The sequence below is a fragment of the Moorena sp. SIO4G3 genome (assembly GCF_010692305.1).
In the GTDB taxonomy this organism is placed as follows: domain Bacteria; phylum Cyanobacteriota; class Cyanobacteriia; order Cyanobacteriales; family Coleofasciculaceae; genus Moorena; species Moorena producens_A.
The window spans coordinates 25,158-41,192 of sequence record NZ_JAAHIG010000048.1; the positions used below are offsets into that span (position 1 = coordinate 25,158).

9 protein-coding genes are annotated in these 16,035 nt (G+C 44.6%); 1 reads left to right on the forward strand and 8 read right to left on the reverse strand.

Annotated elements, in window-relative coordinates; genetic code table 11:
* Nucleotides 1–13 precede the first annotated feature (13 nt).
* The 8 genes from F6J99_RS12020 to hemC form a co-directional block, all read right to left on the reverse strand.
* Nucleotides 14–1,717, reverse strand: coding sequence for an AarF/ABC1/UbiB kinase family protein (locus tag F6J99_RS12020; protein ID WP_229424294.1), 1,704 nt, complete (start codon nucleotides 1,715–1,717; stop codon nucleotides 14–16).
* Nucleotides 1,718–1,889: 172 nt separating this feature from the next.
* Nucleotides 1,890–2,231 carry a DUF6825 family protein gene (locus F6J99_RS12025; protein WP_293038291.1) on the reverse strand — a complete coding sequence of 114 codons (342 nt, stop codon included), beginning with the start codon at nucleotides 2,229–2,231 and terminating at the stop codon, nucleotides 1,890–1,892.
* A 298-nt stretch (nucleotides 2,232–2,529) separates the two neighbouring features.
* Nucleotides 2,530–3,819, reverse strand: a complete 1,290-nt coding sequence (locus F6J99_RS12030) for a protein kinase (RefSeq protein ID WP_293113113.1) — start codon at nucleotides 3,817–3,819, stop codon at nucleotides 2,530–2,532.
* 404 nt (nucleotides 3,820–4,223) lie between these two features.
* The gene (locus tag F6J99_RS12035) at nucleotides 4,224–8,198 is read right to left on the reverse strand and encodes a CHAT domain-containing protein (protein WP_293113114.1); all 3,975 of its coding nucleotides are present in this window, start codon (nucleotides 8,196–8,198) and stop codon (nucleotides 4,224–4,226) included.
* A 219-nt stretch (nucleotides 8,199–8,417) separates the two neighbouring features.
* Nucleotides 8,418–9,845 (reverse strand): glycogen synthase GlgA, encoded by a 1,428-nt coding sequence (gene glgA, locus F6J99_RS12040; protein WP_293113115.1) that lies wholly within the window; start codon nucleotides 9,843–9,845, stop codon nucleotides 8,418–8,420.
* A gap of 216 nt (nucleotides 9,846–10,061) precedes the next feature.
* The gene (locus F6J99_RS12045; RefSeq protein WP_293113116.1) at nucleotides 10,062–11,153 is read right to left on the reverse strand and encodes a transposase; all 1,092 of its coding nucleotides are present in this window, start codon (nucleotides 11,151–11,153) and stop codon (nucleotides 10,062–10,064) included.
* A complete protein-coding gene (locus F6J99_RS12050; RefSeq protein ID WP_293113120.1) occupies nucleotides 11,137–11,667 on the reverse strand; it encodes an IS607 family transposase in 531 nt (176 codons plus the stop codon). Before F6J99_RS12050 ends, F6J99_RS12045 begins: the two co-directional genes overlap by 17 nt.
* Before the next feature lie 214 nt (nucleotides 11,668–11,881).
* Nucleotides 11,882–12,850 (reverse strand): hydroxymethylbilane synthase, encoded by a 969-nt coding sequence (hemC, locus tag F6J99_RS12055; RefSeq protein WP_293113117.1) that lies wholly within the window; start codon nucleotides 12,848–12,850, stop codon nucleotides 11,882–11,884.
* A 969-nt stretch (nucleotides 12,851–13,819) separates the two neighbouring features.
* Between hemC and urtA the strand changes: the two genes are divergently transcribed.
* On the forward strand, nucleotides 13,820–16,035 hold a 2,216-nt coding region (urtA, locus tag F6J99_RS12060; protein WP_293113118.1), incomplete at its 3' end, for an urea ABC transporter substrate-binding protein.

The window sequence follows — 16,035 nt, forward strand, 5'->3', positions numbered from 1 at the left end:
GACTTTACAACAACTACAACATCCGATCAAACCGGTCAAGCCGTCGGAGCAACCTAATTAAGGCAAATCCTAACACAGTTGCCACCAAAACGACTACCAAAGCTAGTAGGACATTACCATTTACAAATAAAATGGTAGCCGAAAGGGTGAAGGCACTGATTAATAAAGTATAGTTGGTTCCCAACTGAATACCACTCAGCCGTCGTAAAACCCGGTCTGATTCAATAGAGCGCACTCGAATGCGCAGGTCTCCTCTTTCTAATTTTTCAATAGTACTTTCAATGCGTTGGGGCAAACCTAATGCTGTACTACTCATCTGTGCGGCTTGGCGTCCCAGTTCATTAATAAAGCTATTGTTGTCGGGAGTGTTGCCGTTGGTCATAATCTCTAGTGCAAAGGGTTTTGCAACTTCCATAAAATTAAATTCGGGGTCTAAGCCTTTACCCACTCCTTCCAGTGTAGAAAAGGCTCGCATCACAAATGTGAAGGTTGCTGGGAATCGAAAAGGCTGGCCATAGGCAATTTCGTAGAGGTCATCGCTGATGTTAGTGATCGATTGATCCTCAAAGGGCTTATCCATGAAATTATCCAGCATATACTGAACTGAGCGCCTTACCGGTCCCATATCACTCACTGGTGAGAGCGCACCCAATTCAATTAGGGAAGTCACCACTCGGTCGCCGTCTTTTTGGGCAATGCCAAACAGGGTTTCCATAAGTTGCTCGCGCACATTGGCCTTAATCTGCCCCATCATGCCAAAGTCGTAAAATATCAGGGAACCCTTATGACTAACCGCAATATTTCCCGGATGGGGGTCAGCATGGAAGAAGCCATCATTTAGCAACTGCTGTAGGTAAGCTTCTGCTCCCAGACGAGCGATTAATTTGCGGTCTAGACCAGCTGCTTCTAGAGCTTCGTAACTACTAATCTTAATCCCTGGTAAAAACTCTAGGGTCAAAACTCGTGATGAGGTATAGCGCCAGTACACACGGGGTACCTTCACCCAGTCATACTTACGGAAGTTGCGCCGAAACGTATCTGCGTTTCGGCCTTCATTAAGATAATCAATTTCTTCCCAAAGAATACGACAGCACTCTTCATAAATCCCGCTCCAGTCCCGACCACGCCCCCAGTCTGGATGGTTTTGAAAGTAATAGGCGATCCCCTTGAGAATTTGTAAATCAATGGTAAACAGTTTTTTTAATCCTGGTCTTTGGACCTTAATCGCTACCTCTTCACCACTGCGAAGTTGAGCTTTGTGAACTTGCCCTAAGCTAGCCGCCGCCAGAGGAATTGGGTCAAAAGCACTGAACAGTTCCTTGATGGGCTTGCCTAAATCTTCCTGGATTATCTGCTCAACTTGCTCGTAACTAAAGGCAGGAACCCGGTCTTGTAGTTTGCTCAGTTCTTCTACATACTCACTGGGGAATATATCAGCACGGGTGGAGAATAACTGTCCAACTTTGATAAACGTTGGTCCTAGATCTAAGAATGTATCTCGAATCCAGATAGCTTGTGTTTTGCGTCTATATGCGTGCTTTTGCTCTGTATATCCTCCCCGATAACTCCAAGGTTTACCATCAAGCCACAACCCAGTGATGAGGGTCAAAACAAAACGCCAAATATCAATAAAACGCCTTTGACGGGAGTAATTTTCTTGATTCCACCGATAAGCTTTTTCGCTGTATGGCTTACCTATAGAATTTTGGCTAGACACATTGCGTTCCTGATTTAGTGTAAGGTTAATAGAGTTTTGATAAAGAGCAGACACTCGGATTTATTTGTAAGGTTTTTATCAGATTAATAGGAGGTTATTAAAAAAAGATTATTAAAAAGGATCGAAACTAGTCCCTTTTGTATATACTCCAGGATAGTAACGATAAATCTGATCAAGATTGCTTGCGATAGTTTTTTAATTCCGTACGCAAGCTGGCAATTTCTGCTCGCAGCTCATCAATCATGGCTTGCAGATCAGCTGGTTTGGATCCTGTTTTCCCTGTGTTACTAGCTGTGTTACTTACTGTGTTACTAATAGTAGAATCAGCTGCTCCAGCTTCGCGATTGGCACTTTCAATGACCTGATCGGTAAACTGCCGCAGTCGCTCACGCTGCTCAGCATCAAACTTGCCTAACTCACTCAGGGCATTGGTCAGAGCATCCTCGAGCTGCCGATTAATGGCTTGAGCTGCAGCCCTACCCAGAAAAAAGGCATGAATTACAGAGTTACTCATTGATAAGTTTCTTTAGCTTACGTTACAAATTATAACGTACTTGCCCAAGATTATGAGTGAATTCAAATCTAGTTACTTGCCTCGTATATCCTCAGTTTTTCACATCTACCATGTCCTTTCAATTTAAAAAACGATTATTATATCACTTTATGTATTTAAATCTCACAGGGCTTAGGCAGTAACTTTAACTTTTCCTTCGTAGCCCTACTACTTATTAAGCGCGTTTGGTGGCGAGTTCGGGGTCAGTCCTGTGTAAGTCTCAATATTAATAAAGCACCTTGATGAGGTTGAAGGTGTTTCAGAGTTGGGGTTCTGACAAAGGCCAATTGCTGCGAGGAGGGAAGGATTGATCGGTGTGGAAGATGGTAGAACCAGGTTCTTTTTGAGAGTTAATTCGCAGTGCGAAACCAAATCCTAATCCGGCTGAGGCGGCAAGGGCACCGGTCATCAGTAGGGCTTTCAGTGGGAATCCAGCTTTGGTAGTTTTGAGTTTTGAGGTTTGAGTTTTGAGCTTGGCGTGGACAGTTTTGAGAACAGCTAAGGTCTGAGTGCTCAGTTTTGAAGTCTGAGTGCTCAGTTTTGAGGTCTGAGTGCTCAGTTTTGAGGTCTGAGTGCTCAGTTTTGAAGTCTGAGTGCTCAGTTTTGAAGTCTGAGTGCTCAGTTTTGAGGTCTTAATGCTCAGTTTTGGGGCAATTAATGACTTTTGCTGAGGACTCAGCACTTTCAACTGAGAACTGCTTTGAGGCACTTTTTCCTGAGTTGGCAGCAGCGATAACCAAGCTTCTACAGTTTTAGGACGTTGATTGGTGACCATGTGCAAGCCACGCCAGACTGCTTGTTTAACTACTGGAGTTAGGTTTTGTGGACATGGTGGTAAGTCCGGCAGGAAAAGAATATAGAAACCTTCCTGGGCATGCAATACTTCCCTGACTGGTGCAGGTAGGGGTGGGTTTCCAGTAAGCAAGCAGTAAAAGGTTGCGGTTAAGGAATAGACATCGGTTGCCTGGGAAAGTTGCCCTTTAGAAATGTACTGTTCGGGGGCGCTATACCCAGCAGCAATTAAACTGGCGTGGGTTTGCCTTACTCCTAGGGTGAGTTGACTAGTAATACCAAACTCACATAGCACTAGTTTATCGGTATCTTGACGCAGAATGATATTTTCCGGTCTAACATCTAGATGCAGCAAACCCTTTTGATGTAATATGCTCAGGGCATCGCCAATTTGACGAATGTATGGAATAGCTTGGGCTTCTGGAAGCAAGTTGGCTTGGATGAGTTCAGCTAACGTCTGCCCTGGAATATATTCCATGACTAGGTAAGGTCGTTCGGCAGCTTCAAAGGATTCGATGACCCTGACTAAATTCTGATGCTGACAGCTGCTCAAGAGCCTACCAAGGGCAAGAAATTGCCGCTTGAACTGGTCACCATGGGGATGGTGGCACAGATTGTCGCTGAGGGTTTTGATCACGACGGTTTGACCAGACTCAGCGTTTATAGCTAGGTAGGTGATGCTAAAGACACCTTTGCCTAGCTGGCTATGAAGAACATATTTTCCGTTGTGCAAGACTGTGCCTGCCTTTAAGTCCATGAAAGTTCAGTTCAACTCCCACCTATGCTAACCTTAAGTGGTGCAGAATGGTTGACACTACCTAGGTTTCGTTCCTCGCTTTCTAACAATCAAGTATCAAGGAAAAACCAGGATAACTATTACCGAAATTATCAGAGTGGGAGAGTTTGAGAGGGAAAATTCATCCCCGTCCTCTTAGGTCGGGGTATTCTTTTCCCTCTCAAATAGTGTTAATATAAAAAGTAAGGGTCTCAAAAAAACTGGGTATTGACCCTACTCAGCTACCCTTGGTGCGCGGGAAAGTCACGCCCATGGAGATAACAGTCGCGCACGGCTGTGCCTGGGAATCCCCATCCCTGCGACGGGTGGGGAGGTTCAATCAGCTTAATTATTCTGTACCAGGAGTTGTTAATCAGGATCAAACATTACCAAGGGTTGCCAATTAGGGTAAAAGCGCTCCAATAGTAGGGATGTCGTAACTCCACATCTGGCAACTTGGCTAACCCTGCTGGTAAAGGAAAACTGCCCTGATCCGTTACCAACTTCCCTCTCTCCAGACGGACTGTACCCCTGAGCAAATTTAACTGAGCTTTCCGTATAGCCTCGGCTTTCACTGGGACTTGCTGTAATTTTTCGTAAAACGTTGTCATTAGCCCCAGGGTACCCTCATCGCTGACATACCAGAGACTTCCCAATGCCGAATTGACCCCCGCTAACACTGCTAGACCGGCAAATCCTAATTCGGCTTGCTCGTCTCCTAAGGCAGTACGACAGGCACTTAAGACCAACAACTCTACCTTAGGCTTATTTAAACCTAGTTTATGGAGCTGGTTAAGTTGCAGCTTGGTATCCCACAGCTGGATGTAGGAATTACTGGGCTTACCGGCTAGGAATTCACTATGGGTAGCCAAATGAACGATACCAAAGGGTTGTGAGGCACGAGCTTTTCTCAAATTGGCTACGGTGAACGCTTCGTTGAGGAAGGCCTTTCCTGACCACAGTTTTTCTGTAACCATCGATAACTCTACAGGAACGGCTGGTAATGGGTTTTTGTTCTTAAAGTGGGATGCTCCCATGGCCAAGACTTGAAATTGCCTAATGTCTACATAGTTCATGTTGGTTAATGATAGAGTTGGCATTAAACCAAGGCTATATCGTTCTACAAGAAACCCAGTGCCATCATGGAGTGCTGCCATGGGTAAAGAGCGCAAACCAACGTCCATGATAAAGGCAAGATTATTTATTTTTTTTGCTTTTAGCTCCTGCTCTACCGGAGCAATCAACCAACGATACAACTGCTGAGCCAAGGGTAGGTAGACATTTGCGCTTTCGAGATTGGTGATACTCCTTTGGAATTCCCGAGCAACAGAGAGAAGTTGCGATCGCGTTGCTCCCTGCACCTGTTTTCGAATTACTGTTCCCGAAGCCGTAACGACTAGTAATTCCAGCTCTGTATCGAGATTTTCTTCCCAGTATGATTTAGTCTTTTGCTGATTTTTCGTTGTCTCTGGTTCCGGTTTTATTGACGTCAATCCCTTGGAATTAATAAATGGATTGCCCTTAGTCGTTTCCGGTTTAAATTCCGGTTTAAAGAACAGGTAAATTAGCGCAGGTTTCAGTCCAGTAATAGTTTTAATTTTGCCTAGGTGGGCTTGGGCTTCTTCCAGGGTTACTATGGGAGTGTTGCTAATTCCTAGATGTTTTTCAAACGCATAGGTGAAGCCTCCCTCAATTTTTTTGACATCGGCTTCTGCTTCTAGTCTAGAGTTAGAGGATTTACTGGTAACTGGCTGTGGGACGGATTGTGCCCTTGATTGACTACTATTAGTACTATTAGTATTAGTAATCTCTGCTATAGTCTGTGGTGCTGGTTGATTGTAATAAATGTTTAGAAAATTCGATTCAGGTGTAAACTTAATAAACTCAAGGTTTTTGAGATTATAATGAGGTTCTAATGTAGTATTTTTAGGGTCTATTTGAGTGTATTCTGTCTTGGTAGCAATTGCCTGAGGCTTTGGTTGAGTAAGAATTGGGAAGGATTGAATGGACTGCGGAGATACTTGAGGGCGACTGGGGAGTATATTAGCCTGATTTGAATAGGGATTGGTAGCCATTGCTTGACCTGGGCTAGTGGAATTTGGAATCAAATTGGTAGCCATTTCTTGACCTGGGCTAGTGGAATTTGGAATCAAATTGGTAGCCATTTCTTGACCTGGGCTAGTCAAATTTGAAGATGGCTCCCCAGTCTTAATTTCTAGATCACCATTATCTGACTTGTAGATCGAAAAGGATTCTAGGGGAAGAATGGTAGAATCACCTGTAGAAATAGCTCCCTCTGTACCATTAGTAATACTATTTCCCACCTCAAAGGGGGTTTGCCCGTTTCCCCCATGACTGATGGTGATTTTTCCTCCACCATCTCCCCCAACTGTAGCAATGCTGACTGCTGTTTCTTGGCCCTCGATTAAGGTGTCAAACGTCCCAGTGGCTCTAAAAAAACCTTCTGTGGTAATTTCCACATTGCCGCCTTTCCCATCACTACCACCTTGGGCATTGATCCAGCTAACCTGAATATTATCGCCATCGAGGGTAACATCCCCTCCCTTGCCAACTGTTGTTGATGAGTTAAGCTCTTCTGTGCTCAGAGCCTCAGACGCTTTGATTTTAATCGCTCCCCCATTTGTCTTGATATCACCTAGAGTGACATTAACGCCATCAATGGTGATATCTCCAGAAAAGTTCAGAGACACGTTAGGGGCGGTAATATCATTACTAGCATTCAGAACAATGTTGCCCAAAACTTGTTCTAGGGCATTCGCGCCAAGGGTAAAGCCAGGTGACCTCCTATCCCCCGACAAAATTTCTATCAGATCAAAACCAAGGGGATTATCTGCTAGCTGCTGACCAGCAATCCCTGTCCCAGGTACAATAGTAATGTTATTGTGGTCAAATGTAATCTTGCCATTTTGACCAAGAGGGGCGGTGAGATCAACTTTTTTGCCATCAAATATCAAAGTCTGTTGGCTAGATATCTCAACTGTCCCACCATCTGCGGACAATGAAGTTTGTGATTCAGCGCCACGGGCAGTAATCTCCCCGTAGAATGCTGTGGTTTCCTCTGACCAGACAGTAACTCGACCTCCGTCTCTATTTGGAGCTTTTCCATCAGCCTTAATCACGGAATCACGGCTAACAAAGGTGCGATTGGCATTTAGTTTTACATTGTCTGGATTGTCTTGGGGGTGCTTCCCAATCCACACCTGGCCACCATTACTGCCAGAAGAGTCAATGGTGGCATTAATTAAAGCAATGCGATCGCCTAATACTGTTACACTGCGTCGCCTAAGTTCTAGGTTGGAAACATCTAGGGTACCCGAGACAATGGTTGTTCCTGTCTGAGTGGGAACTGTGGTGCCAGAATCTGTCAGCTGCACGGTTCCATTGGAATTGGCACTGAGTCCCGTCTCAACGCCTTGGGCTGCTCCTGTCAGTAGCGCTGGTATATCTCGTGCGGTAAATAATGGTTGCCCATCTAGTGTACGAGGGGGGTCAATCTCTAGATTCAACAAATTTCCAGATTGAGAAATCTTAACCAGACTCTCCCCTGGTACAGCAGCGATAGTAATATTGCCTCCCTCTGCCTTCAGTTTCCCAGTGTTAATCACACTACCCCCGATCAAGGCGATCCGTTGATTGTCTGGCACTTCCAGCTCACCAGCGTTAATGATACTTCCAGGTTGGGCTAAATCAAAGGCAAAGCTAGTGGGGTCACCAATTAAGTTCTGGTAATTATTATTGTCGCCAAAGGCATCAAACCAATTCCCGTCCCCAAAGCCAATCCCAGTGGCTGTGGTTGCTGTAAAGGAAGCAGGGACATCCAGTCGAGCATCAGCCCCAAAAACAATCCCAGCTGGATTCATTAAGTATAAGTTAGGGCTGCCACTGCTTGTGATTTTAATTAGACCATTAATAATTGAGGGATTACCGCCTACGACTCGCCCCAAAATATTCCTAACCTGGGGATTATTAGAGATAAAATTGGCAATCTGACCGGAATCGAGTCCAAATTGATCAAAACTGTGGAACAGATTCGGTTGATCGCTACTAGAGAGGCTACCACCAGTGATATCGAAGCCTTGATTATTAGGAGTTACAATAGTCCCTGCACTGTCTTCTGCTGAGGTGATTTGTGCTATTGCTGGTAGCCCACTTGGGGAGAGCAACATGGCTACCCCCCAGGGCATGACTTGAGATAGAGATAAGCGGTTGAGCAATGAAGGAGAGATTTTTCGGTTAGAGCCTTGAGGGGGGAAAATCTTGCCCTCATTACGGCTCCACCGCCCTTGGTACTTAGAATTGCTGCCCTTGGGTTTTACTACCGGTTTCCCCATAATCTTCATAGCAACCCTTAACGTTCTCTGTCTAGTACTCATGCAGTCTAGTCGTCATGCACCTAGTTGGAAACAGCTGTAGCACCAATCCACTAGGGGAAGGTGGTGCTAATTTCACGCTTATTTAAAACTAAAATAGCCATGGTACAATAGCCATGCTAAAATTAGCCGTCCTTAGTGATCACTGATCACAGTAACAGAATAGGTGTAACATAGGGAATGTTCTGTCTAGCTGGCAACAACTAAATGGTTGTCTTGTGATACCTGCTGAGGTGCTTCTGCAGGTGATCCTACAATATCTTGGTACATATTGATATATTGCTTGGCTGACTTTTCCCAACTAAAGTCTTGGCTCATAGCTCGTTGCTGCAAACTCCGCCATTCTTTCTTGTAGCGGAAACCTTCCCAAGCTCTAACCATACAAGTATATAAATCTAAGGGTTCGTAGCGGTCAAAGCAGTAACCTGTGCCAGTTTGGTTGATAGGATCATGGTGGTAAACTGTATCCACCAAACCGCCAGTACGTCGTACAATGGGGATACAGCCGTAACGCATGGCCAGCATTTGGCTAATCCCACAGGGTTCAAAGCGGGAAGGCATTAAGAATACATCACTACCAGCATAAATCCGTCGAGCTAGAGGATCGTTATATAGGATTTGAGCAGACATTCGTCCTGGATAGCGGGATGCGATTTCCCACAGTTGGGTTTCATAGTAGCGCTCTCCGGTACCTAGGACTAAAAATTGACAATCGGTGTAAGCTAGGAAACCCTGTAAAACTTGCACCAGCAGGTCAATCCCTTTCTGTTCGACTAAACGGGAAACCATACTAATCACACAGGTATCAGGGTTGATAGCTAAGCCGACTTCTTTCTGGAGGGCTACTTTGTTTTTGCTACGGATGTCGAGAGTATCAGCGGTAAAGTTGTGAGGAATGTAGTTATCGGTTTCGGGATTGTAACTTTCTGTATCAATCCCATTGACAATTCCAACAGTTTTACCACTGATAAATGACAGCAAACCTTCTAATGACTCACCGTATTCAACAGTTTGGATTTGTTGAGCATAGGTGGGCGAAACAGTATTTACCTGGTTAGCATACTGTACAGCTGCCGCCATAGTATTATGACCTTGCATATACCAGGGACACCAAGTAATTTCTTCTAAGCGCCAGCGCTGGGGGCCTTGATAAGCCAGGTTGTGAATTGTGAAAACTGTGCTGATATCTGATGATTGGTGCATCCAAACGGGAATCATGCCCGTGTGCCAATCATGGCAGTGAATAACATCAGGCTTCCAGTAGTTCCAAGCAAACTCAGCTGCACCATTGGCAAATAGGGTGAATCGCCAGTCTTCATCATCTCCAGAGTAGATTTGGCGACCAGCAAAGGCAGCATGACCAAATAGGTATAAGGGGACATCAGTTTTTGGTAGTAGAGTTTCAAATACATTGAAGTGTTGAAACATAGCATCCCCCGACCACACTGGTTCCTCTGGAATCGCCATTTTATCGGGCAAAAAGCCGTAGTAAGGCATGAAAATTCGGACATCGGGTCCCAATTGCCTCAAGGTTTTGGGTAATGATCCCACTACATCCCCCATACCGCCAATTTTCGCGATGGGAGCTGCTTCCGCCGCAACGAATAGAATCTTCATCTGTTAGTTGTCAATTATTGGTTGTTAGTGCCTATTAAATAGCTGCGAGCTTGAAGGATGAAGTGGATTAGATAAAGCCTGAAACATGGAGCAGAGCTTTTCAGGAATTGACCTTTAACTCTTCTGTTGACTTGATCAAAGAACCTTCAGCTTTCCAGCTATCCTAGCTTACTCTAGCCGATACTTTTTAGCTACCAAAATCTACCAAAGTAGACTTTAGCCCGCCAATGCAAGCTGATTTTTCAGCCAGGGTGTATCTACCAAAGCTCTCAGGAATATCCCGCGAGCGCCATTGATGTCACGATCCATTACTTGACCATCAATTTTCGATTTAATAGTCTTGCTGCCGCCAATGTTAACTATCTCGCCCGTCCAACTAACCGTTTTGCTGGTATAAGCTTCGCAGACATCAACAACAATCTTTCCGGTCTCAGATGCTTTTTGTTTTAGAAACTCTTTGAACCGATAATGGCCAAAAGAAAGCATATTGCGAACCGTTTTAGATCTAAGTTTTCGGTTGCGCTTCTTGGACATCTGAGACGTCTCAAAGGTAGGGAGCAATATTACATCAAAGTTGTCAACCAGGAATCTAGCCGCCTTGTGATGTAGTTCATTTACTAAGCTCTGAATCCTGATCACCATCCTTCTGGCGGCTTTTCTCATTCGGTATTTTTGTTTTCCCTTAGCCTTACTGATCTTTGAAATCAGATTATCTAAGTGTTGACATAGACGCTGAATCCCAGAAAAGTCACCATGTCCTATTTTGCCAACGGAAGTCTGGCTAAAAAATGTCAAAAAAGTTCTAACACCAGGGTCTAACGCTACAACCCTACCTTGGTTTTCGGTTTTAATGTGGGCTGTTTTGTAAGGGACTACTAGGTAATAGTTCCCGTTGGTGCTAGTCAATCTACAATCACAAATGTTGTCAGGAAGTGTCTCAGCAAAGGTCAATGCACCTAACTTTGTGTGGTAAATTCCTTTGACAGAAACCGCCGATTTAGGAATGTAGCAAGACTGAACAGGATTTTTCCTAGAACGGAATCGAACCCGATTAATTTGTCTAGTCTTTTTGTACTTTTTCTTGGCCTCCCTAACGGCGGTGCAAGCATCCTTAATCGCTATAGACTTGATTTGATAAGGTACTGCTTTGCACCAGTCAGGAAGGTCATTTAAGATATCAGTTTTAATGGCTTTCCAGTTTGCCTTGATTTCGCCATTCTCTAGGATTTTGACGGTTTTATTGAAGACATAACGGGACACTCCAAACCAGTGGCGGACAATTGCACGCTGTTCAGAGTTTAGGAACACTCTTATCTTCTTTGATTTTTGCTCCGTATTTTCGAAGTTTGTGTACTCGACAAGAGAAGACGTGAATGATGGAGAGAAGATCTGCTGTGAGTTCTGCTTCTCGACAACTTTCAGGGTTGTCGAGAACCAAGAGTTTTCCACCGTTGAGACTGACCAAGTACTCAAAAAGTTCAAACCAAAATCGGGTGAGTCGGTCTCTACAGGCAACAACAAGTGTGAGTTGATCGCCGCGCATAAGTCGCTCCAGTATGGCTTTAAGACCAAATCTTTTGTAGTTGAGTCCTGAACCGATGTCAAAGATGATTTCCGCTTCCGGGAACAGAGAGTGCATATATGCGACAAGTCTGGCGAGGTCGTCAAATTGTTTGCTGCTGCTGACCCGGCAATAACAGATGGTAGCTGACTGTCTTGACTGTTTTCGACCTTGACTGAGCCAGCTTTCTGTATCGAAAAACCTTGTTCCGCTTGGCGTTCGCTCACATTTGATTGTGCCATTATCTGCATACTTCCTCAGAGTGTTCCTTGAGAGTCCCGTAAGTTCGACCGCCTTAGCTCGGGTACGAGTGCAATGGCTTTAATCTCCCAAAATATTCCATATTTTGGGAGATTAAAGGATATTTTTAATAACTGTTACACAACCTTTTCCTACAGTGAAAGCGAATCAAGAAAATTATAAAATCTATAGCGCTTATAACCAGACTTGAATTGACTGTTTAGCTCCTATATTCCTATTCCCGGTCGATTTGAGCCAAAATTTCCTCCAAAATCTCTTGAGCTCCCTGTTGTTTGAGCTTTTGGGCAAGTTCGATTCCCAGATTTTCTGCCTGACTCGAATCCCCTTGAATCGTATCTTTGACAAGTTTTTGCCCATCCACACTAGCCACTATAGCTGTTAGGGTTAGGGTATCCCCTTCCAACTGAGTGTCTACACCGATCGGAACTTGACAGCCACCTTCGAGTTCCCTTAATAATGACCGTTCTGCGTAACAGCGTTGAGAAGTGGGGGGATGTGCGATCGCACTGAGCAGTTCTAAGACTTCTTGATCATCCTCACGGCATTCAATTCCCAAAGCCCCTTGTCCGACAGCATGGAGCGAGATCTCCGGTGGTAAAATTTGGTGAATGCGATCGCTCATGTCCAGTCGTTGTAGCCCAGCTACTGCTAAAATCAGTGCATCGTAGTCACCAGAATCGAGTTTAGCCAGTCTGGTGTTTAGGTTCCCTCTGACATCTTTAAAACTCAGATGGGGAAAATGGTAGCGCAGCTGAGCCAGCCGTCTGAGGGAGGAGGTTCCAATTATCGAGCCTTCTGGCAACGTTTCTATTTGTTTATCTTGGTGCTTTTGGTGCATTACTAAAGCATCGGCGGGGTTCTCCCGTTCTGTGACGCACCCTAACACCAACCCTTCTGGCAATCTGGTCGGCAAGTCTTTGAGGGAATGCACCGCAAAATCGATCTCATCCCTAAGCATTCCCAATTCCAGTTCCTTAGTGAATAACCCTTTATCCCCAATCTTAGATAAAGCCACATCCAGGATTTTATCTCCGTGGGTACTCATGGTCTGGACTTCAAACTCTCGGTCTGGAAAATGCTTTTTCAGTTGCTCTTGTACCCAGTAAGTCTGAATCAGAGCAAGTTGGCTTTTGCGAGAACCGATGCGAATTGTCCGGGCAGGACTGGTAACGGTAGAGGTCATAGGGCTGTCAATTTCTACAAGGCTGATCAATTTACTTGTTCTAGACTACCGCACAAGGTGACGTTTCCGTTGCCATTTTTGTAATTAGCTATTTTTCATTTGTCATTTGTCAAAAACTAAGGTGTAGTATATAGCATTTATCAAATAGGTGAGGTACACAAGGCAAGGGATTTTAGGTAACTCGAATCCACCCTACTGCCTTTATTAAGGCGGGAAGATAACAGGAAACTTCGGAGCTGGAAACAGGGACAAAATTCTGTGTACTTCATTACTCTTATAACCACTATAACTCAATACTAATGACTCAAAATTTTACCTACTTTAGTGGTGGGATGAGTTAACCTTTATCAGCGACGCCAAAATTTTTTTCAGTGATAGTATTCAAAGAGACATCATCGGTTTGTAAACAATTGTATAGTGGTTATGTTGAAATATATTGAGTTCACAGGAAATTTTAACTTACTTATACTATTGTTGTACTAATTGGTTGAGGTGCAGTGTCATTGACTTGCGGAGGGAACAGGTAAAAGGTGGGAGGGAATAAAAGGTGGAAATTACAACTAAACTTTATAAATTTTTCCTAGACTTTGCCGTTTTTCTCTTGATTCTCTAAATTTTACTTCTATGACCACCACTGCCACATCAACCAAGGCATCTTCGATGGGTTGTGTAAATAGTTAACGGGTTGACCCGAAAATATTTCCTTTACCCCCAGGGAAATTCCTCCCCTAACACGGTTTTATCCTAACTTAATCAGGGTGCTCGCTACATTCGCACTTATATAACATTGATTATTTAATAGTAGGTCACGTCGCCTGCGGTTGCTGAGTAAACGCAGCGTGAGAGGCTGATGGGTGCTTAAAAGTTAAAGATTTGCAAATAAATATTGCAGGAATTTAAGCAATGCCAAGTTTCAACACTGATAACCCCTGTATACGAGTTGGTATATTGCATTCGCAGCGGGGTACTATGGCAATAAGCGAAGCCCCCCTGGTGGAAGCTGAGCTGATGGCGATCGCAGAAATTAACCAAAGCGGAGGAGTTCTTGGTCAACGTATCGAAGCGATCGTAGAGGATGGTGCATCGAAGTCAGCAGAATTTGAGAGCAAGGCCAGAAAACTGATTCAAGAGGATCAGGTAGCCACAGTCTTTGGCTGCTGGACGTCTGCTTCTCGTAAGGCAGTTTTGCCGGTATTCGAGGTGTTAAATTCTCTGCTATGGTACCCCCTACAATATGAGGGTCTGGAATGTTCCCCAAATATTTTTTATACCGGGTCTTGTCCAAATCAACAAATTGAGCCAGCGGTGAACTGGCTGGTGAAAAATTACGGTAAGCGATTTTATCTGATCGGTAGCGACTATATTTTCCCCCTGACTGCCAACAAGATTATTAAAGCGCAACTGAAACAGCTGGGGGGGACAGTGGTTGGGGAAGATTACATTTCTCTAGGCACTCAAGATATGGGTGAGGTGATCTCCAAAATTAAACAAGTTCGACCAGATGTGGTCTTCAACACCCTCAATGGTGACAGTAATCTAGCCTTCTATCGCCAGTACAAATCCTCTGGAATTACAGCTGATGACATTCCGATTATGGCAGTGAGTGTGGCTGAGGCGGAACTACAAAGGATAGGGGATATAGCGGCGGGACATTATGCCAGCTGGACCTATTTCCAGAGTCTGGACACTCCTAATAATCAACGGTTTGTCCAGAATTTTCAGCGTCGTTACGGAGCTAACCGAGTGACTAGTGACCCCATTGAAGCCGCCTATGCCCAGGTTTACCTCTGGAAACAAGCCGTGGAATCCGCTCAATCATTTGAGGTAGACCGGGTACGGGTGGCAGCTTATGGTCAGAAATTTGATGCTCCCGGAGGATTAGTCCAAATCGAACCGAATCACCATATTGGTAAAACATGCCGGATTGGGCGGATTTTGCCTACTGGACAATTTGAAATTGTCTTTACCAGTGAACGTCCGATTAAACCCCTACCCTGGTTAGGGGTTGAAACCTATAACTGTGCCTGTGATACACAAACTCACCAATACAATCGGTCCTCTAGCGCCACACCATTGATCGAACCCTACAGGACAAATGTCGTGATTGAATTATTGGCTGAGGTTGCTCAATGGATTGAGAAAGCTAGGTATTTCGAGACCAATGCACAAGCATTAGAAATGGCAACGGAACAGTTGAAACATGAAATAGTTGAGCGGCGACGAATTGAAGCAGAACTCCAGAAAGCGTTCGATGAGCTGGAGCTAAAGGTTGAACAACGCACAGCTGACTTAAAAGCATCTAATACTCAGCTGATGACGGAGGTGCGAGAACGTCAGCAAGCTCAAGAAGAACTCAGGGCAGCTAAAGATCAGTTACAGGCCGTGTTGGAAGCGGTACCGGGGATTGTCTCTTGGATTAACTCCGATTTGCAATACCTAGGTGTGAATCGCCATTTAGCCAAAACGTTTAACTTGCCCTCAGAGGGGTTTGTGGGTCAAGACATTGGGTTTCTTCAGGCTAGCTCAGAGTTTAATGACTTTGTCAAGGAGTTTTTTGGCACTCCAGAACAAGATGCTTGCCGAGAGGTCTCGGCTATCGTCAATGACGAAAAGCGAAACTATGTAATTGTTGCCCAGAAGTACCATCAAGGCTCAGCTGCTTTCACCGTTGGGATTGATATTACCGAACGTCAGCAGGCTCTTGATGACCTGCGCAAGACCAAAGATCAGTTACAGGCCGTCTTGGAGGCAGTACCGGGAATTGTCTCTTGGATTAGCTCAGATTTGCGCTACTTGGGTGTGAATCGCCATTTAGCCAAAACCTTTAACTTGCCCCCAGAGGCTTTTGTGGGTCAAGACATTGGGTTTCTCCAGGCTAGCTCAGAGTTTAATGACTTTGTCAAAGAGTTTTTTGCTAGCTCAGAGCAAGATGCTTGCCGAGAGGTTTCAGCTATTGTTAATGACGAAAAGCGAAACTATGTAATTGTTGCCCAGAAGTACCATCAAGGCTCAGCTGCTTTCACTATTGGGATTGATATTACCGAGCGTCGGCAAGCTGAAGAAGCCCTGAGGCAAGCTGAAGCGAAATATCGCAATATCTTTGAAAATGCTGTAGAAGGTATCTTCCAAACCACCCCCTCAGGACGTTACCTCAGTGCTAACCCAGCTTTAGCTCGTATCTATGA

Coding starts and splice junctions, on each gene's coding strand:
- F6J99_RS12025 (WP_293038291.1), bottom strand. CDS start 2,231: ATGAGTAACTCTGTAATTCATGCCTTTTTTCTGGGTAGGGCTGCAGCT.
- F6J99_RS12030 (WP_293113113.1), bottom strand. CDS start 3,819: ATGGACTTAAAGGCAGGCACAGTCTTGCACAACGGAAAATATGTTCTT.
- F6J99_RS12035 (WP_293113114.1), bottom strand. CDS start 8,198: ATGAAGATTATGGGGAAACCGGTAGTAAAACCCAAGGGCAGCAATTCT.
- glgA (WP_293113115.1), bottom strand. CDS start 9,845: ATGAAGATTCTATTCGTTGCGGCGGAAGCAGCTCCCATCGCGAAAATT.
- hemC (WP_293113117.1), bottom strand. CDS start 12,850: ATGACCTCTACCGTTACCAGTCCTGCCCGGACAATTCGCATCGGTTCT.